The following is a 22186-nucleotide window of genomic DNA, read 5'->3' as shown; positions in this document are numbered from 1 at the left end:
GAACAGGCCAGTCCGGGTTCAGCCGGCGGTCGCCCGGCGCGGCGGCCTGAGGCCGGCGATGAGCACGGCGCCGAGGCCGAAGAAGACCAGCAGCACCGCCACCCCGGCCCGCTGGCTGGCGGTGACGGCGGTGACCACCGCCACCGTGGTGGGCGCCGCGAACGAGGTGATGCGCCCGGACAGCGCGAACAGCCCGAAGCATTCGGCCAGGTTCTCCGCCGGCGCGAGCCGCACCAGCAGCGTGCGCGAGGCGGCCTGCAGCGGCCCGGCCACCGCGCCGATGAGCAGGCCGAGCCCGAGATAGACCCGTTCCGGAACGGTCGCGAACAGGCCGCTGGCCGGCGCTGTTGGCACAAGCCCGAACAGCACCGCGTCCCGCGCCAGGGACAGCAGGCCCAGGCAGGCGACGATGAGGCAGGCGAGCGAGGCCAGGATCACCGCGCGCGAGCCCAGCCGGTCGTCGAGCCAGCCGCCGGTCAGGGCGCCAAGGGTACCGGTGATGGTGAGGGCGATGCCGAAGATGCCGATCTGGATCGAGCCCCAGCCGAACACGCCGGCGGCGTAGATGCCGCCGAAGGCGAACAGGGCGACGAGGCCGTCGGCATAGACCATGTTGCCGATGAGGAAGCGCGCCAGGACGGGCTGGGCCTTCAGCCGCGGCAGCAGGGCCTTGATGCGCGACAGGCCGGTCTTGACCGCCACCGTCATCGGCATCGCCGCGGGCGGGTCGGGTACCAGCAGGAACAGCGGCAGCACCAGCAGGGCGAACCAGGCGGCGGTGAACGGGCCGGACAGGCGGTCGCCTTCCCGAAGCGCCGCGTCGAGCCCGAACGCGGGGGGATGACCGAGCAGGGTCAGCCCGGTCTCGGGCTGGGTGGAGAACAGGGCGAGCATGATCGCCAGCGAGATCAGCCCGCCGAAATAGCCGGCTGCCCATCCGGTGCCGGAGAGCCGTCCCAGCCGCTCCGGCGGCGCGAGGTTGGGCATCATGGCATTGTTGAACACCGTCGCGAATTCCACGCCGATGGTGCCCACCGCGAAGGCGGCGAGGATGAGCGGGATGCGGCTTTCATCGCCCGGGACGGCGAACCACAGCAGGCTGGAGCCGATGATGAGCATGGCGCCGAACAGCGCGATCCACGGCTTGCGCCGGCCGGAGGCATCCGCCACCGCCCCGAGCACGGGCGAGCAGAAGGCGATGATGAGCCCGGCGGCGCCGGTGGCGAACCCCCACAGCGCCTGCCCCTCCGCCGGGGTCGGCGCCACAGCGGAGGCGAAGTAGGGGGCGAAGATGAAGGTGGTGATCAGCGTGAAATAAGGCTGGCACGCCGGGTCGAACAGGATCCAGCCGGCGACCGCACGTCGCCTCTCGGTCTCGGTGTAGAAGAGGGCCATCGCAGCGCAGTCTGAAGCAAGAGGGTGGGAGCGGTAAGTGTCGCATTTTGGCCTTATCACAATTCGGCTCAAAAACGCCATCGGCGATAGGAAGAGCATGAATTCAAAGCCATATTTATATTGAAGCGGGGAGCGCGGTCATGTAGTTCCGATGATTACTCGCCATCTGCCGTCATGCTGGCGAGCCGATGCGCGGGGGCGGCATCCGTAACCGTTGCCGGAGGGACGCCACTTTGCACGGGTCCGTGCCGTTCCAGAGATCGCTGTCGCAAGGGTGGGATTCGAGCGTCCTGCGGATGCTCCCGCCGGAATGCGACCTGAACGCCGCGGGCGCGGCGGTGGGCCCCTGCCTGCGGCTGGCCGGCCACGCCCTCAATCTGCCGTATGTGGGCTTCGCGCGGCTGGGCCAGCTGCTGCTGGTGGACATGGGCCGCGAGAGTGACGGCCTTTATGAGCTTGATGCGCCCCGCCTGTTCGCCACGGCGGCGGCGCTGCGCCAGCGCCTGAGCCTCGCCGACGTGTGGGACAGCGCCGCGTTCCGCGACACCCGGCTGGGGCCGGACGGCCCGGCGGTGCGCGCCTTTGCCAGCGTGCCGGTGTTGTCCGTCTTCGGCACCAGCCTGGGCGCCCTGTGCGCGGCCGGCGTCCAGCCCCGCCGGCTTGATGCGACCGGCCTGCGGCCGCTGGAGGACGGGGCGCGGGTGCTTGCCGCGCTGCTGGCGGCGCAGGGCGGCGCCGAGGCCCGCTGACACCGAGGCCCGCTGACGTCGAGGCGCGACGCCCCCCGGCGGCGGTTGGTCGCCGCGACGGGATGATGTGCAACCCCCTGTTCCGGGCGGAAAATCGCGTGGACTGGAATCGGCGCGCGGGTCCGCGAGGGTCTGATCCCGTCGGCCCCGGTCTTCGACCGGTGCCAGGTGGGTCCGCTCGCGCGCCGCGCGGGCTTGACCAAAGCCCCCTGAGCGAAGCTTGCGGGCCTTTGGTCCGACCCGCCCGCCGTGTCGCGGGGCCGCCAGCTCGCGTCCTGGACGAAGGGCGGCCGCGGGACGCGCGTGCCCCCGGCGTCGGACGCGGCGCGCCCGCGATGGGCGCGGCCTTCCGCCCTGAGAGCTTCGTCCCTGTGGTCTTCCGGCCGTGGCGTCGGTGACGCCTGAGGGCGCGGGCGGCGGGGCGCCTTCGCGACGCCGGCCGTCGGGTTCGCCGCCTCGCGCGTTATCCGGCCCATGGGCATCGCCGCTTTCCCGCTGGCGGTGGGCGCGGCAAGATCGCGTCCGCTGGCGGCGCCCGGCCTGGATGTAATCGTGACGCTGTCATGACAGTTTAGCCCCAGATAATATGATAATTTTCCAAATATTTGAGGTTGGAGCAGGTGGGTGTTGCTTGGTCTGTTCGGGGCGGTGGTGTATGCGTGCCCAGGACGAGGTCAGGGAAGGCCGGCGAAGACGAGGCCGGGGCGCGGGCGGTGGTGGGGGCCATCGACCGGCGGTCCGGATGGGGAGGTGCGCATGAAGTCCCAGATTGTCGAGGAGCTCGGCAATGGCGAGATCCTGCTTCCGTCGCTCATCGCCGACGGCCTCCGGGCCAACGACCGGGTCAAGGTGCGGCTCAGCGTGCTTCAGGATGCCGGCCGGACCGCCGGCGCCCCCGCTGGCCCACGGTTTTCCCTCGCCGAGGACTGCCGCGCGGTGGGTCTCGACCCCGTGGCCATGGACGCGCTGGTGACGCGGGCCGGTCGTGCCGCCGGCGGCGAGGTGCAGGCGCCCGGCATCGGCGCCCTCGGCGTCGGCGTGTGGCAGGACGTGGAGGCGATGGCCCGCGCGGTGGCGGCCGGTGACCCGGCCGCCGGGGCGGCGGCGGCGCAGCGCCTGGAGGCGTTGCGCGCGCGCACCGCCCTCGGCCAGAGCGACGCCCTCACCGAAGCCGAGATCCTGGCCCTGTCGAGCCTGTCCGCCACCGGCGCCGACAGTCTGCACCGCCTGGTGATGGATCTCCACAAGGACCTCAATCGCCTGGCAGCCGCCCATGCCGAGGAGGTGGTGGCGGGCGCCCACGCTTATGGGCTGGAACCGGGCGACCATCCGGCGGTGGAGGCCTTCATGCGCGGGGTCGAGGCGACCCGGCGGCTCAAGTTCGATCATCCGGGCCTCGCCACCGTGGCCACCCGCGCCGGGGCGCGGCTCACCATCCAGAACGACATCGGCGAGACCGACGCCCATGTGGTGGTGATCGTGCTGGAGGGCGATCAGGTCAGCGTCACCTATTCCGACGTGCATCGGGCGCGGGCGAAGTTCTTCGTCGCCTGCTTCGAGGACTTCCCCGCCAAGTGGAGCGATCTCGACGCCACGCGGGCGGCAGGCCTGGCCGAGGGCGGCGTCTTCTATCTGGTGTCCGGTCGCCTCGCCGATGCGGATGTCGGCCGGCGCCAGGCCTTCCTGGAGGCGCTCGGGGCGGCCCTGGTGTTCCTGATCGACTGGAACAAGGCGCGCAAGGTGCTGCGGGCCTGGGTGCCGAAGGCGGACGCTGTGCGCATCCTGCAATGGGGCGCGCGCAACCGCATCGGCCATCGCGGCTTTCTGGAGCTCGGCGGCAGCGAGGTGGTGGCGGCGGCGGTGCACCACGCGGCCCCCACCCGCATCGGCTTCGGCGAGCGGCTCGACGCGGTGCTCGGACGCGAGGCGGCGGTGGGCTTCCTGGAAGCGGTGCTGCGCATCTGCACCGAGGCGCTGCTCGACGGCAGCGCCCTGCGCCTTGCCCGCGACCGCATCGAGGCGGATCTGGTCTGGCGCCTGGAGCGGGTGGACACGGCGCTGCTGGCGGTGGTGATCCGCCAGGCCGGCCTCGCCCGCGAGGTGGCGGTGGCCATCGCCCAGCATGTGGAGGCGCTCGCCACCGGCCGCGAGGCGGATGGCGCGGCGCTGGCGGAGCGGGCCCGCCGCATCGAGCAGAAGGCCGACCGGATCGCCCTGGACGCGCGCGGTGAGATTGCCCGGCTCGATGTGGATCGTGCGGTGGAGCGCCTCGTCAACCGCATCGAGGAGGTGATCGACGAGCTGGAGCAGGCGGCCTTCATCGCCTCCCTCGTGCCGGCGGGCTTCGATGCCGGCCTCGCCGAACCGCTGGTGCGGCTGGCCCGGCTCGCCGTATCGGGCAGCGAGGCGGCCGCCATGGGGGTGGCGGCGGCGGTCGAGATTCCCGACGGCAACCGCGTGGACAGCGAGGAGGCCATCGCCGCCTTCGGCCGGCTGGTGGAGATCGAGCACCAGGGCGATGCCGCCGAGCGGGCGGTGACCACCCGGGTGCTGCGCGGGGACCACGACATGAAGGCGGCGCTGGCCGCCCTGGAGCTGGCGCGGGCGCTGGAGCGCGCCACCGATCAGCTCGCCGGCTTCGGCCACCTGCTTCATGCCCATGTCCTCGCCGACCTGTCCAGATAGGGAGCGCGTCCCATGAAGATCGTCACCATCGGCGCGGCCGGCCAGCCGGCCGCGCCTCTGCCCTCGGCCGAGACGGTCGGCGCCAAGGCGGCCAATCTGGCGCAGATGGCGGCCCTGGGCCTGCCGGTGCCGCCCGCCTTCGTGCTGCCGGTGCGCCTGTGCGCGGCCATCGTGCGCGGCGACGCGGATGCCCGTGAGACCCTGCGCCGTGGCCTTGCCGAGGGCATCGCCGTCCTGGAAGCCGCCACCGGCCGTGGGCTGGGCGACCGCCGCAGGCCGTTGCTGGTCTCCGTGCGCTCCGGCGCCGCCCGGTCCATGCCGGGCATGCTCGATACGGTGCTGGATGTGGGCGCCACCCCGGCGGCGGTGAGCGGGCTGATCCGCAGCACTGGCAATCCGCGCTTCGCCTGGGATTGCCGCCGCCGCTTCCTGGAGAGCTTCAGCGCCGTGGTGCTCGGCGTCGCCCCGGCGGTGCTCGCCGGCCCGCGTTCCGCGCTGGTGGCGGGCGAGCAGGTGGCGCGGGTGGAGGAGCTGGACGGGGAGGCACTGGAGCGGCTCGCCCGCGCCTATGGCGAAGCGCTCGACGACGACGGCGACGCCGTTCCCGCCGACCCCATGGCGCAATTGGAAAGCGCCGCGCAGGCGGTCTATCGCTCCTGGATGGGCGAGCGCGCCCGCGCCTACCGGGCGCTGGAACGGCTGGACCATCTCGAAGGCACGGCGGTGACGGTTCAGGCGATGGTGTTCGGCAACCGCGGCCTCAATTCCGGCTCCGGCGTCGCCTTCTCGCGCGATCCCTCGAGCGGTGCCTCGGAGCCGGTCATCGACGTGCTGTTCGAGGCCCAGGGGGAGGACGTGGTGTCCGGCGCCCGCTCGCCGCAGACCGAGGCGGCGCTGGCGCAGGCGGTGCCGGCGGCGGCGAAGGCGCTGCGGGGAATGCTCGGCACCCTGGAGCGGGCCTTCCATGACGTGCAGGACGTGGAGTTCACCATCGAGGACGGGCGGCTGTGGCTGCTCCAGACCCGCTCGGCCAAGCGCACGCCCCGGGCGGCGCTGCGCATTGCCATCGATCTGGTCCGCGAAGGCCTCATTTCGCCCCAGGAGGGATTGGCGCGGGTGGGTGCGCTCGATGCCGGGGCGCTGGTGGAAGCGCGGCTGGCCGATCTCGGTCCGCTGCTGGTGCGCGGCACCGGGGCGTCGGCCGGCGTGGCGGTGGGGCGTGCCGCATTCTCCTCGCAGAGCGCCCAGCGCCTCGCCGATGGCGGTGAGCCGGTGGTCCTGGTGCGGCCGGACACCAGCACCTCGGATGTCGCCGGTTTTTCGGTCTCGGCGGGCATCGTCACCGCGGTGGGCGGGCGCACCGCCCACGCGGCGCTGGTGGCGCGGCAGATGGGCAAGCCCTGTGTCGCCGGCTGCACGGAACTGGTGGTGGATGTGGCGGCGGGCACGGCCCGCGTGGGCGACACGCGGGTCGCGGAAGGCGACTGGCTGTCCGTCGATGGCGACGCCGGGGCGGTCTATCTCGGCCGGGGCCAGATCCTGGTGGACCGGCTGGATGCCGAGTTGCGGGAAGTGGACGGCTGGCGCGGGGCCGCCGCCGTCACCGCCTGACCGGAACGGCACGCCGCCGGCGCTTCAAGGGCGGCTCGCACCGGGCCGCCCCGTCCCCTCGCCGCCGGGCGGCGCGCGGACGGGGCGAACGGCGTCAGGAGCCGGCGGTGGCGTCGAAGCGGCTGCGGGCGGCCGCCACTTCGCCGGCATGGTCGAAGGCCCAGCGGTTCAGCGTCTCCAGCACCTGCGCCAGCGAAAGGCCGAGGGGCGTCAAGGCGTATTGCACCTGCGGCGGCGTGGTGGGAAACACCGTGCGCAGCACCAGCCCGTCGCGTTCGAGCCCGCGCAGCGTCACCGTCAGCATGCGCTGGGAGATGCCGCCCAGACGGCGGCGCAGCGTGTTGAAGCGGCAGGGCGCGGTGACGAGGTTCACCACCACCAGCACGCTCCAGGCGTCGCCGATGCGGTCGAGCACGTCGCGCGTCGGGCAGGGGCCGCCGCTGGCCCATTGCCCGGCATCCGCCGGCACTTCGCACGGGTGCGGATCGGCGTCCGGCATGTCCGCGACGAGGTTCGCGCGAGGGGTTCCCGCTTCGGAAACAGAGGCCTTCGGCTCAGTCATCGGCTTCTCCGGCAGGGTTTGGCGCCGGCGTGGTGCCGCGCTCGAACCAAGTTCCTTTCAAGCATATGGTTCCTGAAGAGAACCGCCAAGCGTCTTCATATACTTCGCTGCATTTTCGCCCTGCGGGCCATGCTCCACGCCGTCTGCCAGCCATGTTCCACGCCGTCGCGCCCCTGGGGGATGGGGGGCGACGGTCGGGCCTCGGCTGTCCGGTTCCCCTTTGGTGACCTGGTAAGGGCTCGGTGCCTTCTTTAAACCAAGTTCCGTTTGAGCATATGGTTCCCAAATCGAACCGCCGGTCGTCCCGGCCCGTTTCGTGCCCGCGGGCTCACCGGGGGCGCGGCATTCGCCAGGCAGGAGCCTTCAATGAAGATCGCCGTTCTCGGCGCGACCGGCATGGCCGGCTCGCGCATTGTCGCGGAAGCCCTCGCGCGGGGGCACCAGGTCACCGGCATCGCCCGCAAGCCGGAGGGGCTGGCGGCTCGTCCCGGGCTCACCACGGTGGCGGCCGATGTTGCCGCGCCCGGCCTCCATGAGCTTCTGCGCGGCCACGATGCGGTGGTGAGCGCGCTGCATTTCCAGACCCTGTCGGAGCCGGACCTCGCGGCGGCGCTGAAGGCGGGGGGCATCGCGCGGGTGCTGATCGTGGGGGGCGCCGGAAGCCTGGAGGTGGCGCCGGGGGTGCAGCTCATCGACACGCCGGAGTTCCCCGAGGTGTGGAAGCCGTTCGCCCGCCCCGGCGTTGCGTTCCTGGCGGCGCTGCGGAACGAGACCGAGCTGGAATGGACGTTTATTTCGCCTTCGGCCCTGTTCGAGCCCGGCGCGCGCACCGGCGTGTTCCGGCTGGGCGGCGACCAGCTCCTGGTCGGGGCCGACGGGCGCAGCGCCATCTCCGGCGAGGACTTCGCGGTGGCCCTGCTCGATGAGCTGGAGGCCCCGGCGCACGTTCGCCGCCGCTTCACCGTGGGCTACTGATCGCGCCCGGCTGGTGGGCCGGGTCCGCCAGGAGTGTTCGCGGGTTCCGCGACCCGGCGGCGGGGCGGCCCGCGACGCCCGGTCCCTTCGCGAGCCGATGTCTCGCGAAGGGGTTTGGCCGGGCCGTCAGGCGGCGGCTGATTCTCAGCCGCGCACCAGATCGCCCAGCAGGCTTGCCGCCAGGGTCAGCTTCGACAGGCTGAGGCCGGAGGCGGCGATGTCGCGCACGGTGCCGCGCATGCGCTCCACCTCGTCGCGGTGGGCGGCGATGTAGGCCTCCAGGCCCGCCGCGCCAGCCCCGCTCCCGGCGAGGATCTGCCCGGTGATCCGCCGCAGGAAGGTCTCGATCTGCGCCAGGGCGCGGTCGAGGGCCAGCCGGTCGTAATAGTCGGGCGCGACGATGCTGCGCGCCTGCATGGTCAGCACGTCCACGTCGAAATAGCGTCCGGCGGCGAAGAAGGTGCTGGCCACGTCCGGAATGGGCCGGCCGGTGGCCTGCGCCAGCAAGGCGATGTCGGAGGCCGCCGCCAGCGCCCGGGTGGAGGCGATGCGGCGGGCCAGTTCCTCCGGCACATTCTCGGCCCTCAGCTCGTCGATGCGCGCCTGGCGGGCGGCACGCCAGGCCTCTGGCAGGCTCTCGTCGAGGGCGGCGGCCACGGCCGCGATGCCGGCGCGATAATGATCCACCACCACGGCGATGCCATCGGCGAACGAGACGTTGCCGAGGAACCACACGATGCGGCCCAGGGTCAGTTCCTCCACGCCGGCGTAGAGGGCGAGCTGGGCGGCCCCCTTCACCTTGGTGTCGAGAGCGTCGATCTCGGCCAGCAGCTCCGGCAGGCCGTAGCTGTCGCGCACCGCGGCGAAGGCGCGGGCGATGGCGGCGGCGTCGGCGCCGGTCTGGTCGGTGATGCGGGCGAGCGCCGAGGGACCGCAGAGGTTGACGATGGCGTTGGCGAGCCCGGTGGCGATGATCTCGCGGCGCAGGCGATGGCTGGCGATGGCGGCGGGGAAGCGCGCCTCGATCTGCGGCGGGAAATAGGTCGCCAGCTCATGCGCCAGATAGGGATCGTCGGGCACGCTGGAGGCGATCAGATCGGCGTTCAGCGCCAGCTTGGCATAGGCCAGCAGAACCGCCAGCTCGGGCCGGGTGAGGTGCTCGCCGCGTGAGCGGCGGTCGGCGATCTCGGCGTCCGAGGGCAGGAATTCCACCGCGCGGTCGAGCTCACCGCGTGCTTCCAGCATCTGCATCAGCCGCTGCTGGAAGGCGAGGTCGTCGGCGCCGCTGCGCTGCGCCAGGGAGAGCGCCAGGGTCTGGGCATAGTTGTTGCGCAGCACCAGGCGCGCCACTTCCGGCGTCATCTCCTTCAGCAGCGCGGCGCGGGCCTCGGGCGCCAGCGCGCCGCTTTCCAGCGGGTGGGCGAGGGCGATCTTGATGTTCACCTCCACGTCGGAGGTGTTCACGCCGGCCGAATTGTCGATGGCGTCGGTGTTGAGCCGCACCCCCCGCCGGGCGGCCTCGATGCGCGCCCGCTGGGTCATGCCCAGGTTGGCGCCCTCGCCGATCACCCTGGCGTTCAGCTCCGCCGCGCTCACCCGCACGGCGTCGTTGGCGCGGTCGCCGGCCTGGGCGTCGGTCTCGGTGGAGGCGCGCACATAGGTGCCGATGCCGCCGAAGAACAGCAGGTCCACCGAGGACTTCAGGATGGCGTTGATGAGCTCCGCCGGCGTCGCCTGCGCCTTCGGGAACCGCAGCAGCGCCTGGACCTCGGCGGAAACCTCCAGGCTCTTTGCCGAGCGGGGAAATACGCCGCCGCCGGCGGAGATCAGGCTTGGATCGTAATCGGCCCAGGAGGAACGGGGCAGGTCGAACAGGCGCTGCCGCTCGGCATGGGCGCGGGCGGGGTCCGGCTCCGGGTCCAGGAAGATGTGGCGATGGTCGAAAGCGGCCACCAGCTTCAGAGCGGACGACAGCAGCATGCCGTTGCCGAACACGTCGCCGGACATGTCGCCCACGCCGGCCACCGTCACCGGCGTGGCCTGGATGTCGATGTCCATTTCCCGGAAATGGCGCTTCACCGCCTCCCAGGCGCCGCGGGCGGTGATGCCCATGGCCTTGTGATCATAGCCCACCGAGCCGCCGGAGGCGAAGGCGTCGTCGAGCCAGAAGCCGTGGCGGGCGGAGATGGCGTTGGCGGTGTCGGAGAAGGTGGCGGTGCCCTTGTCCGCCGCCACCACCAGATAGGGGTCGTCGCTGTCGAGGCGGACGGTGTCGGCCGGGTGGAGCACCGCCCCGCCCTTCAGGTTGTCGGTGAGGTCGAGCAGGCTGGAGACGAACAGCTCGTAGGCGGCCGTTCCCTCGGCCAGGATGGCCTCGCGCCCGCCGCCCGCCGGCAGCTGCTTGGGCACGAAGCCGCCCTTGGCGCCCACCGGCACGATCACCGCATTCTTCACCTGCTGCGCCTTCACCAGGCCGAGAATCTCGGTGCGGAAATCCTGCGGCCGGTCGGACCAGCGCAGGCCGCCGCGCGCCACCTTGCCGAAGCGCAGGTGCACGCCGTCCACGCGCGGGGCATAGACGAACACCTCGTAGAGCGGGCGGGGCAGGGGCAGCCCGTCCACCTTGGCGCTCGCGAACTTGAGGGCGATGGCTTCGCGCGGGCGGGCCTCGGCGTCGCTCTGGTAGAAGGTGGTGCGCACGGTGGCGTCCACCAGGTTGAGGAAGCGCCGCAGGATGCGATCCTCGTCCAGGCTCGACACCTGCGCGAGCGCGGCGGCGAGGGCGTCGCGCAGCGGCGCCTCGCGGGCGGCGCGGGCCTGCGGCGCCGGGTCGCAGGCGGGGTCGAAGCGGGCGTGGAACAGGGCCACCAGGTCGCGCGCGATGGTGCCGTGCAGCGCCAGCGTGCGCCACAGATAGTCCGGGCTGAAGGGAATGCCTGCCTGCCGCAGGTAGCGTCCGAGCGCGCGCACCAGCGCCGCCTCGCGCCAGGACAGGCCGGCGTCGAGCACCAGGGCGTTGAAGCCGTCGTCCTCGGCGGCGCCGCGCAGCACGGCGTTGAGGCAGTCCTCCAGGCGCTCGTCCGCGCCGGCGATGGAGATGGCGCCCCCGTCGGCCCGCTCCAGCGACATGTCGTGCAGCCAGCAGCGCTCCAGGCCGGGGAACCCCTCGGCGTCTTCGTCGCCGGGAATGACGTCGCCGTCGCGCGGGACGATGCGGTAGGTGCGCTCGTTGATGGCCTTGAGGCCCATGTTCTCCAGCATAGGTACCCGGATGGAGAGCGGCAGCGGGGCGCCATAGGAGAGCAGGCGCAGGGAGATGCGGGTGTCGGGGTCGTCCGCGCGGCGATAGAAGTCGATGGCGATCGGCCGCTCCGGCGACAGGCGCTCGATGCGCTCGATGTCGGCGAGGGCGGTGGCCACGTCGAACGCGGCCTGGTACCCGGCGCCGAAGGCCGGGCCGTAGCGCCGGCGCAGCAGGCTGGCGTCGGCGCCGACGAGGCCGGACGCGCCGGCGATGGCGGCGCACAGCCGGTCGCTCCAGGATTGGGTGGCGTCGGCCACGGCCTGCTCGAGGGCGGTGCGGTCCACCTCCGGCGACGGGCCGCCGGCGCGGTCCACGGTGTAGTGCACCCGTGTCAGCGGCACGCCGGTGAGGAAGCTCTCGGCCACCGCCGAGACGGTGCCGCTGAAGGCCTCCTCCAGCAGCGCGCCGATGCGTCCGCGCACGGCGGCGTCGAACCGCTCGCGCGGCACGTAGGCGAGCACCGAGGCGAAGCGGCCGAAGCGGTCGAGGCGCGGCAGCACCCGCACCCGGGGCCGGTCGTAGAGCGAAAGGATCTCGCGGGCGTGGGTCGAGAGGGTGTCGGCGTCCACCTGGAAGAAGTCGTCGCGCGGATAGGTCTCCAGCACCGTTTCCAGGGCGCGGGCGGAATGGCTCTGCGGCTCCAGCCCGGCCGCCCGCACCACCGCTTCGGCCTTAAGGCGCAGATAGGGAATCTCGCGCACCGAGTGGGTGTAGGCGGTGGAGGTCAGCAGGCCGACGATGTGCACGGCGCCGCTGACGCGGCCTTTCTCGTCGTGGGTCTTGATGCCCACATAGTCCATCACGTTCCGGCGATGCACCCGCGCCCGCAGGCTGGCCTTTGAGAAGATGAGCGGCTGTGGCCCGTCGAGGGCGGCGCGCAGCTCCGGAGCCGCCACCACCGGGCCCTCGCCGAAGCGCAGCTCGCGCACCGCCGGGTCGCGCAGCACGCCAAGGCCGGAACCGGCGTCCGCCTCCAGGGTGCCGGCCGCGTCGAGGCCGTAGGCGCGCACGCCGAGGAAGATGAAATTGTCCTCGGTGAGCCAGGAGATGAGGTCGGCGGCCTCCAGCCGGTCCTTGTCCGAATACGGCGAGCGGTCCTTGCGCAGGCTCTTGGCGAGGCCCTTCACCTGCCGGCGCATGGCCTGGAAATCCTCGTTGATGGCGTGGACATCGGCGAGGGTGGCGGCGATGCCGGCGCTCAACGCCGCCTGCTCGGCGGCGTCGATGGCGCCGACGTGCAGGTGGATGAGGCTCTCGCGGTTGTCCTGGTCCTCCAGCTTGCGGGCGGGGTCGGCGAGGCCGGCGACGGTGCCGTCGCGGTCGCGCACCACATGGAAGATGGGGTGGGCCGCGAGCTTCAGCTCCAGCTTGCGGTCGGCCAGCTCGCCGGCCACCGAATCGAACAGGAAGGCCTTGTCGTCGTTGATGGCCTCGATCACCGTGAGGCCGGCGCCGGGCGCGTCGAACACGCGCACGTCGGCCACCCCGCGCGGGCGGCCGAGGAGATGGGCCCAGGCCTCCTGGATGAGGCGCGCGAGCAGCGCGGGGTCGAGCGGCGCCAGGTCTTCCGGGGCGATGGCCGACAGGAAGGTGCGCGCGAACAGCTCCGGAACCAGCGGCGCGTCCGAGGCGAGCGCGGCGCGCACCGCCTCCATGCGTCCTTGCAGGTCGTGGTCGGTTTCGGCAGTCTGAAAGCCTTGAACAGTCATGGCTACTCCCCGAATGGACGCCCTCGTGTCACGCGGTTCCGGCCTTAATCTGCGGCCGGATCACGGCTGGTGACGTTCGGCCGGGAGCCGCGACGCAAAGATGACGAGGCAACGCCCATGGCCCCCACAGTGAAGCGCTCCACCGCCGGCTCAAAGACGAAAAGCGCCGCCGCCGAAAAAACCAGCACGCCCGCGAAGCAGGCGCGGGCGGCCAAGGGCGCGGAGGCGGCCGGTCCGGCGGCGGCGCCTGCGCCCGCCGCGCGGCCGCCGAAGGCGCCGCCAGTCGTCACGCGTGGTCCCGACGATGCACCCGCCATCGCCCTCGACCTGCCCCCGGCGCCGCTTGACGAGGCCACCCGCGCCTATTTCGACAAATGCCTGGAGAAGATCGGCTTCGTCCCCAATGTCCTGGTCGCCTATGCGTTCGACATGGCCAAGCTGTCCGCCTTCGCCGGCATGTACAACGACCTGATGCTGGCGCCCTCCGGTCTTTCGAAGCTGGAGCGGGAAATGATCGCGGTGGCGGTGTCGAGTGTAAATCGCTGTTATTACTGCCTCACTGCCCATGGCGCGGCGGTGCGGCAGCTGTCCGGGGACCCGGTGCTGGGCGAGCAGATGGTGATGAACTATCGCGCCGCCCGGCTCGACGCCCGCCAGCGGGCGATGCTGGATTTTGCGGTGAAGCTCACGGAACGCCCGCACGAGGTGGAGGAGCCCGACCGCGCCGGCCTGCGCGCCGTCGGCTTCTCCGAGCGGGACATCTGGGATATTGCCGCCGTAACCGGATTCTTCAACATGTCCAATCGCATCGCCGCCGCCACCGACATGCGCCCCAACGAGGCCTATCATGCCGACGCCCGGGTTCCGGCGCCCATCGGAACCACCACTTCACGTTGAGCCTTGGCGCCCCGGACGACCTTCGCGCGTGGGCGTCTGGCGGCCAACGCGCGGGCCGTCCACAGGTTGGGGGCGGCGCAAAAATAATTCCGAGCGTACGCTCGTTATATTCTGCAGTGTGGTATGAGTGGACAGGCCCCCCGGCGGACCGCCATCCGCCGGGGAGGACCAGTTGACGCAGCCGCTGCACACCGTGCTAGGGTGCGTCGCACGATCAAGCGCATCGCTCAAGATGCCGTCCGGAGGAAATCGCCACGGGTCGCCCAATGCCTGAGCGCAGCGGCGTGCCCTGGCCCCAACACGAGGGCGCCCACCGATCATGGACACCGTCGCAGACGTGCCCTACATCGTTGAAGCATCGGGTCTGACCAAGGAGTTCAAGGGGTTCGCGGCCGTCAAGAACGTGAATCTCAGAATCCGCCGCCACACCATTCACGCCCTGATCGGGCCGAATGGCGCGGGCAAGACCACCTGCTTCAATCTCATCACCAAGTTCCTGGAGCCCACGCGCGGCACCATCCGCCTCAACGGGCGCGACATCACCCGCACGCCGCCGGCGGATGTCGCCCGGCTCGGCATGGTGCGCTCGTTCCAGATCTCCGCCACCTTCCCGCACCTGACCGTGCTGGAGAACGTGCGGATCGCGCTGCAGCGCCCGCTGGGCAATTCCTTCCGCTTCTGGCAGTCGGAAAAGTCTCTCGACGCGCTCAACGACCGGGCCATGGAGCTGATCGCCGACGTCGATCTCGTCGCCTATGCCGGGCATCTGGCGGTGGAGCTTCCCTACGGCCGCAAGCGCGCCCTGGAGATCGCCACGACGCTGGCCCTCGACCCGGAAATGCTGCTGCTCGACGAGCCCACCTCCGGCATGGGCCGGGAGGATATCGCCCGCACCGCGGACCTCATCAAGCGGGTGTCGGAAAACCGCACCATCCTCATGGTGGAACACAACCTGTCCGTGGTGGCCGACCTCTCGGACATGATCACCGTGCTGGCGCGGGGGGAGATCCTCACCGAGGGGCCCTATGCGGAGGTCTCCAAGAACCCGCAGGTGGTCGAGGCCTACATGGGCACCGGGCATGGAGCGCATTGAGATGGCCGAGGCAAACGGAACTCCCCTGCTCGCGGTGAAGGACCTGCACGGCCATTATGGCGAAAGCCATGTGCTGCACGGCATGAATTTCGAGGTCCGGTCCGGCGAGGTGGTGACCCTTCTGGGCCGCAACGGCGCCGGCAAGACCACCACCATGCGCGCCATCATGGGCCTGCTGCGCAAACGCTCCGGCTCCATCCGCTACGAGGGCACGGAGACGGTGGGCCTCGCGCCCAACAAGATCGCCCGGCTCGGCATCGCCATCTGCCCTGAGGAGCGCGGCATCTTCGCCTCGCTCTCGGTGCGCGAGAACCTGCTGCTGCCGCCGGTGGTGCTGCCGGGCGGGCTCACCGTGGACGAGATCCACGAGCTGTTCCCGCGCCTTGAGGAGCGCCGCAACAGCCAGGGCACCAAATTGTCCGGCGGCGAGCAGCAGATGCTGGCCATCGCCCGCATCCTGCGCACCGGGGCCAAGCTGCTGCTCCTGGACGAGCCCAGCGAGGGCCTGGCGCCGGTGATCGTGCAGCACATCGGGCAGATCATCCGGGACCTCAAGAAGAAGGGGTTCACGGTGCTGCTGGTGGAACAGAACTTCCACTTCGCCTCCACCGTCGCCGACCGCCACTACGTGGTCGAGCATGGCCGGGTGGTGGACATGGTGGAGAACGACAAGATCGCGGAGAACGCGGCGCGTCTCGAGGCGTTCCTCGGCGTCTGACGACGTCGCGGGCGTTCGACGCCTTCATTTCGGTGGCCGGCGCCCCTGGCGCGCGGGCCATGGATGAGGCCCGCGTGGCGCCTGAGCGATACATGCCCGGCATCGGTCGCGGACCGGTGCGGGCGGACGTGAAGTTCCTGACAGAGAAAAACGCCGGCGCAAAGTCCGGCTGGGAGGAAACACCATGCGTCTTGCTGCCATTTTCCTGGCGGCCAGCAGCCTCGCCGGCATCGGCGCGGCGCAGGCGGCCGACTCGATCCCCGTGAAGATCGGCGTGCTCAACGACCAGTCCGGCCTCTATGCCGATCTCGGCGGGCAGGGCTCGGTCTGGGCCGCCAAGAAGGCGGTCGAGGACTTCGGCGCCGCCGCCAAGGGCCTCAACGTGGAGGTGATCTTCGCCGATCACCAGAACAAGGCCGACGTGGGCACCTCCATCGCCCGCAAATGGTACGACACCGAGGGCGTGGACGTGATCGTCGACACGCCGAATTCGGGCGTGGCGCTGGCGGTGTCGGGCGTGACGCAGGAAAAGAACAAGGTCTTCATCAATTCCGGCGCGGCCACTTCCGATCTCACCGGCAAGGCCTGCACCCCCAACACCGTGCACTGGACCTACGACACCTGGGCGCTGGCCAACGGCACCGGCAAGGCGATCGTGAAGGGCGGCGGCGACACCTGGTTCTTCCTCACCGCCGACTATGCCTTCGGCCACGCCCTGGAGCGCGACACCGCGAAGGTGGTTACCGAGAATGGCGGCAAGGTGGTGGGCACCGTCAAGGTGCCGATCAACAATGCCGATTTCTCCTCCTTCCTGCTCCAGGCGCAGTCCTCCAAGGCCAAGATCGTCGGCCTCGCCAATGCTGGCGGCGACACCATCAACTCCATCAAGCAGGCGTCCGAATACGGCATCGTCGACGGCGGCCAGAAGCTCGCCGGCCTGCTGATCTTCCTCACCGACGTGCATTCGCTGGGCCTCAAGACCGCCCAGGGCCTGAACCTCACCGGCGCCTGGTATTGGGACCAGACCGACGCCAACCGCAAGTTCGCCGACGAATTCGCCAAGGCCAACGGCGGCAAGCGGCCGACCATGGTCCAGGCTGGCGTCTATTCCGGTGTCACCCACTACCTCAAGGCGGTGGAGGCCCAGAAGTCGGCCAAGGACGGCGCCGCCGTGGTGGCCAAGATGAAGGCCATTCCCACCGACGACCCGCTGTTCGGCAAGGGCGAAGTGCGCATCGACGGGCGCCACATCCACCCCATGTTCCTCTATGAGGTGAAGAAGCCCTCCGAATCCAAGGGCCCCTGGGACTATTACACCCTCAAGGCGACCATTCCCGCCAACGAGGCCTTCCGCCCCCTGAGCGAGAGCGACTGCCCGCTGGTGAAGAAGGGCTGACGTTCACCGTGGCGGGCCGGCTTCCCCGCGGGGCCGGCCCCGTTTCTCCTGACGAGACGGATCTCACATGTTCGAGCTTCTCGGCATACCCCCACAGGCACTGTTCGGGCAATTGCTGCTCGGCCTGATCAACGGCGCGTTCTACGCCATGCTGAGCCTTGGGCTCGCGGTGATCTTCGGCCTGTTGAACGTCATCAACTTCACCCACGGCGCGCAATACATGATGGGCGCGTTCGGGGCGTGGATGCTGCTCAATTACCTCGGCGTGCCGTTCTGGGGGGCGCTGTTGCTGTCGCCGCTCATCGTGGCCGCGGTCGGCATGGTGATCGAGCGCACGCTGTTGCGGCGTCTTTACCACCTCGACCACCTCTACGGCCTGCTGCTGACCTTCGGCCTGGCGCTGATCTTCGAGGGCTTGTTCCGGCGGCAATATGGTTCCTCGGGCCTGCCCTATAACAATCCGCTGCCGGGCGGCACCAACCTGGGCTTCATGTTCCTGCCCAACTACCGGGCCTTCGTGGTGGTGGCCTCCATCGTGGTGTGCTTTGCCACCTGGTTCGTCATCGAGCGCACCAAGCTCGGCTCCTACCTGCGCGCCGCCACCGAGCGGCCGGACCTGGTGCAGGCGTTCGGCATCGACGTGCCGCGCATGATCACGCTGACCTATGGTTTTGGCGTGGGCCTGGCCGCGCTCGCCGGCGTGCTCGCCGCCCCGGCCTACCAGGTGAGCCCCACCATGGGCTCCAACCTCATCATCGTGGTGTTCGCGGTGGTGGTGATCGGCGGCATGGGCTCCATCATGGGGGCCATCCTCACCGGTTTCGGCCTGGGCATCGTCGAGGGCCTCACCAAGGTGTTCTATCCGGAGGCGTCCTCCACCGTGATCTTCGTCATCATGGCGCTGGTGCTGTTGGTGAAACCCGCCGGCCTGTTCGGCACGGCGAAGTGAGGCGGCTGCCATGACATCTTCATCCTCCACCGTTTCCGCCGCCGCCGCGCCCGCGTCCTCATCGCTGCTGACGGTGCTCGGCGTGCTCGCCGTGGGCGTGCTGCTGGTGGCGCCGTTCGGGGTCTATCCCGTGTTCCTCATGAAGGTGATGTGCTTCGCGCTGTTCGCGTGCGCCTTCAACCTGATGCTGGGCTACACCGGGCTGCTGTCGTTCGGCCACGCCATGTTCTTCGGCGGTTCGGCCTATATCTGCGCCCACGCCATCAAGGTGCTGGGCTTCACGCCGGAACTGGGCATCCTGGCCGGGGTGGTGTTCGCCGCCCTGCTGGGCCTGGTGACGGGGCTGCTGGCCATCCGCCGCCAGGGCATCTACTTCGCCATGGTGACGCTGGCGCTGGCGCAGATGTTCTTCTTCTTCTGCCTGCAGGTGAAGTTCACCGGCGGCGAGGATGGCTTGCAGTCGGTGCCGCGCCGGCCGCTGTTCGGCTTCATCGACATCGCCCAGGATCTGCACCTGTATTATGTGGTGCTGGCCATCTTCCTGTTCGGCTTCCTGATCATCTATCGGGCCATCCACTCGCCGTTCGGACAGGTGCTGAAGGCGATCCGCGAGAACGAGCCGCGCGCCATCTCGCTGGGCTACCGGGTGAACCAGTACAAGCTGTTGGCCTTCGTGCTCTCGGCGGCGCTGGCGGGCCTGGCCGGCTCCACCAAGGTGCTGGTGTTCCAGCTCGCATCCCTCACCGACGTGGCCTGGCAGATGTCCGGCGAGGTGATCCTGATGACGCTGGTGGGTGGCATGGGCACCATCCTCGGGCCGGTGGTGGGGGCTGCGGTCATCGTCACCATGCAGAACTATCTGGCCGGTCTCGGCGAATGGGTGCTGGTGATCCAGGGCGTGATCTTCGTCGCCGCGGTGTCGCTGTTCCGCCGCGGCCTGGTGGGCGAGGTGATCGCCATCGCCAAGTACTACGGCACCCGCAAGGGCGCCTGACCGCGGGGCGGCGGCGGGGCGGCAATCTTTTCGATTGCCTGTCACGCCGCCGCGCTATCCTCTGTCGCGATCACGGGCACAACGGGCCGGCGTCGCCGCGCCGGCCCGTTGTGCCGAGAAGGCGAGGGGGGAGCCATGAATGCAGGCGTGCCTGTGCACGAGCCGGCCCAGGGCGGTGCGACCCGCTTTGCCGATTTCCTTCTGCTGGGCGGCGGCATCGCCTGCGCCTCGGCGGCCGCGACCCTGAGGTCCGAAGGCGCCACCGGATCGGTGCTGATGCTCTCGGCGGAGCCGGTGCCGCCCTATCACCACACCGCCCTGTCCAAGGGCCTCCTGCTGGGCGACGATCCGGGCGGGCGAATCTTCATCCACCCCGCCAGCTTCTACGAGGACAACGCCATCTCGCTCCAGCTGGGAACGCAGGTGGCGCAGGTCGACACGGCCAAGCAGGAGGTGGTCACCACCACCGGCGAACGCATCGGCTATGGCCAGATGCTGATCGCCACCGGGGCCCGGCCGCGCCCGCTCAACGTGCCGGGGGCGGATTTGCCCGGCGTCTTCACCCTGCGGCAGAAGAGCGACGCTGACGCTATCCGCGCCGCCATGGCGGGGGCGTCGAGCGCGGTGGTGCTGGGCGGCAGCTATCTCGGCATGGAGATCGCCATGTCGCTGCTGGAAGCGGGGTTGAAGGTCACCGTCATCGAGAAGGGCCCGCGGCTGCTGCCCCATCTCGAGGCGCCGCGCCTGTCGCACTTCTTCGAGGATCATGCCCGCCAGAACGGCGCCACCTTGCGGCTGAGCGATTCCGTCGCCGGCGTGCGCGGCCATGCGAAGGTGGAGGCGGTGGAGACCGCCAGCGGCCGGCTGGTGCCGTGCGATCTGGTCGTCGTTTCCATCGGCGTGACGCCCGCCACCGGCTTCCTCACCGGCAGTGGCATTCCCCTCGACGAGGAGGGCTATGTGCTGGTGGACGAGCAGTTGCGCACCGGCGCCGCCAATGTGTTCGCGGCCGGCGACATCACCAGCTTCCATGATCCGGTGTTCGCGCGCCGCCGCCACCTGCAGCATTGGGACAATGCCATGAAGCAGGGGCGCCTGGCCGCCCGCAACATGCTCGGCCGCCGCCTGCGCTACGACGAGGTGTCCTATTTCTTCTGCGAGGTGGGCGACATCGGCTTCAATGTGGTGGGGGCCACCGAGGAGGCGGACAACTGGATCGCCCGGGGCTCCCTGGAGAAGGGCTCGTTCGCCCTGTTCTACCTGAAGGGTGATGTGCCCCGGGCGCTGTTCTCAGTGGGGCGTCCGCCGGACGAGATCCGGGTGACGGAGGGGCTGATCCGTTATCGTGTCGCCCTCGGCGCCGTGAAGCATCGCCTGCGCGAACCGGATTTCGTGCTCGACCACATCCCCACCCAGACGGCGCTCATCCTGCAGGGGGGCGGGGCACTGGGGGCGTTCGAGTGCGGGGTGGTGAAGGCGCTGGAGGAGGAGGGTGTGTTTCCGGACATCGTCGCCGGCGTGTCCATCGGCGCGCTGAACGGGGCGGTGATCGCCGGCAATCCGCGCCATGCCACGCAGGCGCTGGAATCGTTCTGGGGCGAGCTGTCGGTCACGACCCCGCAGCTGCCGTTCCTGGAGATGCGGCGGGCGGCGGCGGCCTCCAAGATCCTCACCATGGGAGTGCCCAATTTCTTCACCCCGCGCTGGGCCATTCCGCCCAAGGGGCCGGAGGACTGGCCGGGCAACTGGACCAGCTATTACGACACCTCGCCCATGAAGGCTTTGCTCGCCAAATATGTGGACTTCGCCAGCCTCAAGGACAGCCCGGTGCGGCTGCTGATGAGCGCGGTGAACGTCACCACCGCGACGCTGGAGGTGTTCGACAGCTATGTGGACGACCTGACGGTGGACCATGTGCTGGCGAGCGGCAGCCTGCCGCCGGGGTTCCCGTGGACCATCATCGACGGCAAGGCCTATTGGGACGGCGGCATCATCTCCAACTCGCCGCTCGACCTGCTGCTGGAGCGCTGCGGGCCGGATGGCAAGCGGGTCTATATCGTCGATCTGTTCTCCGGGCGCCGCGAGTTGCCGGCCAACATGATGGAGGTGTTCGTCCGGCGCGATGAAATCGTGTATTCCGAGCGCGTCCAGAGCGATCTGCACTACCGCGAGAAGGTCGATCACTACCGCAAGCTGGTGGATTACATCGTCGGCCGGCTCGACGACGCGGAGGCGGCCAAGGTGAAGCGTCTTCCGGCCTTCATCCAGTTGATGGGTGATGGCGCCACCAGCTCCATCACCCGTTTCGTCCGCACCGGGCAGAGCGGCGAGCATGCCGCCCGCGACTACGATTTCTCCGACCTCGCCATTCAGAACAACATGGCCGAGGGCTATGCCGTGGCCCGCCGCGCGCTCGGCCTGGGGTGACCGGCGCCGCGCGGGACAGGGCGGGCGCGACCGCATGTGCCAGGGGGCGCGCCCGCGGGCGCGTGACCGCCCGGATATGCGGAGCGCGCCGGCTCAAGGCCGCGGTCTCGTTACGCGTTGATCCGGATACGGAAAGCGGCGAGCTTGCGGGCTGTAAGGTAAGGTGTCCGGACGGCGGTCGTCGCGTGTGGCGAGGCCATGCATCGGCTTGATGCGGCTGAAGACGCGCTCACAATTGTACAAGGTTGTATGTGGACCGTACTGCTCCGGCACATCCCGCCATGGCGCTGCGTGCGAAACCGCCACAGGATGCCATCGATCACCGGCCGATCATCCACCTGCACGATGGCGCCCGCACGATGGCGCCCGCGCGATGCTGCCCGCGCGATGCTGCGCGCCTTGTTCGGCCGCGGCGGGGCAAGGATCGCCCATTCCTCGTCGCTCAGCCCGTGGGCGCATCTCTCGGGCTCTCCGCTCGGGAGCTTGGGTGTGAAAGGGCGTGCCCGCATGGGCGATGGGCCGGGCAGAGGCTTGGCTGATGACGGGCCGGATGGTGATATGGGGGCTCACCACCCGGCCCACTAGCCCATGCCGGTCAGGGCTTGGCATGGGTAGCTTCAAGTCGGAGGATGGCGCGGTTGAAGCGCTCCTCCCTTTCCGGCGGGTGAGGCAGGTGCACACCTCGCGCGGATCAAGCCAGGATTGTCTTAGCAAGTTTTGAG

The 22186-nt window shown here is 70.1% G+C and carries 14 protein-coding genes and 1 pseudogene; 11 read left to right on the top strand and 4 right to left on the bottom strand.

The features are described from left to right. Positions 1 to 18: 18 nt before the first annotated feature. On the bottom strand, positions 19 to 1395 hold the full coding sequence (locus V5F53_RS11270; protein ID WP_393996530.1) for an MFS transporter: 1377 nt from the start codon (positions 1393 to 1395) through the stop codon (positions 19 to 21). A 296-nt stretch (positions 1396 to 1691) separates the two neighbouring features. Between V5F53_RS11270 and V5F53_RS11265 the strand changes: the two genes are divergently transcribed. The 3 genes from V5F53_RS11265 to V5F53_RS11255 all read left to right on the top strand — a co-directional run bounded on the left by V5F53_RS11265 (position 1692) and on the right by V5F53_RS11255 (position 6440). Beyond that, positions 1692 to 2144 (top strand): hypothetical protein, encoded by a 453-nt coding sequence (locus V5F53_RS11265; RefSeq protein ID WP_393996529.1) that lies wholly within the window; start codon positions 1692 to 1694, stop codon positions 2142 to 2144. Positions 2145 to 2900: 756 nt separating this feature from the next. Next, positions 2901 to 4829 carry a coiled-coil domain-containing protein gene (locus V5F53_RS11260; RefSeq protein ID WP_393996528.1) on the top strand — a complete coding sequence of 643 codons (1929 nt, stop codon included), beginning with the start codon at positions 2901 to 2903 and terminating at the stop codon, positions 4827 to 4829. A gap of 12 nt (positions 4830 to 4841) precedes the next feature. Next, a complete protein-coding gene (locus V5F53_RS11255) occupies positions 4842 to 6440 on the top strand; it encodes a PEP/pyruvate-binding domain-containing protein (protein ID WP_393996527.1) in 1599 nt (532 codons plus the stop codon). Between the two features lie 94 nt (positions 6441 to 6534). Here the strand turns inward: V5F53_RS11255 and V5F53_RS11250 are convergent, their stop codons facing one another. Then, complete coding sequence (locus V5F53_RS11250; protein WP_393996526.1) at positions 6535 to 7002, bottom strand: winged helix-turn-helix transcriptional regulator; 468 nt, start codon at positions 7000 to 7002, stop codon at positions 6535 to 6537. Positions 7003 to 7368: 366 nt separating this feature from the next. On the opposite strand from V5F53_RS11250, the gene V5F53_RS11245 reads away from it, so the two are divergent. Next, on the top strand, positions 7369 to 7977 hold the full coding sequence (locus tag V5F53_RS11245; protein WP_393996525.1) for an NAD(P)-dependent oxidoreductase: 609 nt from the start codon (positions 7369 to 7371) through the stop codon (positions 7975 to 7977). 144 nt (positions 7978 to 8121) lie between these two features. Here the strand turns inward: V5F53_RS11245 and V5F53_RS11240 are convergent, their stop codons facing one another. Next, on the bottom strand, positions 8122 to 12990 hold the full coding sequence (locus V5F53_RS11240) for an NAD-glutamate dehydrogenase (RefSeq protein ID WP_393996524.1): 4869 nt from the start codon (positions 12988 to 12990) through the stop codon (positions 8122 to 8124). A 315-nt stretch (positions 12991 to 13305) separates the two neighbouring features. Between V5F53_RS11240 and V5F53_RS11235 the strand changes: the two genes are divergently transcribed. From V5F53_RS11235 to V5F53_RS11205, 7 genes are all read left to right on the top strand, one after another. Beyond that, a complete protein-coding gene (locus tag V5F53_RS11235; protein ID WP_393996547.1) occupies positions 13306 to 13887 on the top strand; it encodes a peroxidase-related enzyme in 582 nt (193 codons plus the stop codon). Between the two features lie 319 nt (positions 13888 to 14206). Continuing rightward, positions 14207 to 14980: an ABC transporter ATP-binding protein gene (locus V5F53_RS11230; RefSeq protein ID WP_393996523.1), complete on the top strand. Its 774-nt coding sequence runs from the start codon at positions 14207 to 14209 to the stop codon at positions 14978 to 14980. A 1-nt stretch (position 14981) separates the two neighbouring features. Continuing rightward, positions 14982 to 15698 carry an ABC transporter ATP-binding protein gene (locus V5F53_RS11225; protein ID WP_393996522.1) on the top strand — a complete coding sequence of 239 codons (717 nt, stop codon included), beginning with the start codon at positions 14982 to 14984 and terminating at the stop codon, positions 15696 to 15698. A 184-nt stretch (positions 15699 to 15882) separates the two neighbouring features. Further along, on the top strand, positions 15883 to 17094 hold the full coding sequence (locus V5F53_RS11220) for an ABC transporter substrate-binding protein (RefSeq protein WP_393996521.1): 1212 nt from the start codon (positions 15883 to 15885) through the stop codon (positions 17092 to 17094). 67 nt (positions 17095 to 17161) lie between these two features. Next, on the top strand, positions 17162 to 18043 hold the full coding sequence (locus V5F53_RS11215; RefSeq protein ID WP_393996520.1) for a branched-chain amino acid ABC transporter permease: 882 nt from the start codon (positions 17162 to 17164) through the stop codon (positions 18041 to 18043). 10 nt (positions 18044 to 18053) lie between these two features. Next, positions 18054 to 19037 carry a branched-chain amino acid ABC transporter permease gene (locus V5F53_RS11210; RefSeq protein ID WP_393996519.1) on the top strand — a complete coding sequence of 328 codons (984 nt, stop codon included), beginning with the start codon at positions 18054 to 18056 and terminating at the stop codon, positions 19035 to 19037. A 147-nt stretch (positions 19038 to 19184) separates the two neighbouring features. Continuing rightward, complete coding sequence (locus V5F53_RS11205; RefSeq protein ID WP_509212261.1) at positions 19185 to 21464, top strand: FAD-dependent oxidoreductase; 2280 nt, start codon at positions 19185 to 19187, stop codon at positions 21462 to 21464. 234 nt (positions 21465 to 21698) lie between these two features. On the opposite strand, the pseudogene V5F53_RS11200 reads toward V5F53_RS11205, so the two are convergent. Continuing rightward, positions 21699 to 21910: pseudogene (locus V5F53_RS11200) on the bottom strand (transposase); the annotation flags it as partial. Positions 21911 to 22186: the final 276 nt, after the last annotated feature.

Source organism: Xanthobacter cornucopiae (assembly GCF_043195065.2).
In the GTDB taxonomy this organism is placed as follows: domain Bacteria; phylum Pseudomonadota; class Alphaproteobacteria; order Rhizobiales; family Xanthobacteraceae; genus Xanthobacter.
Note: the sequence above shows the minus strand (reverse complement) of the source record. Positions and strands in the feature narration are given on the sequence as shown.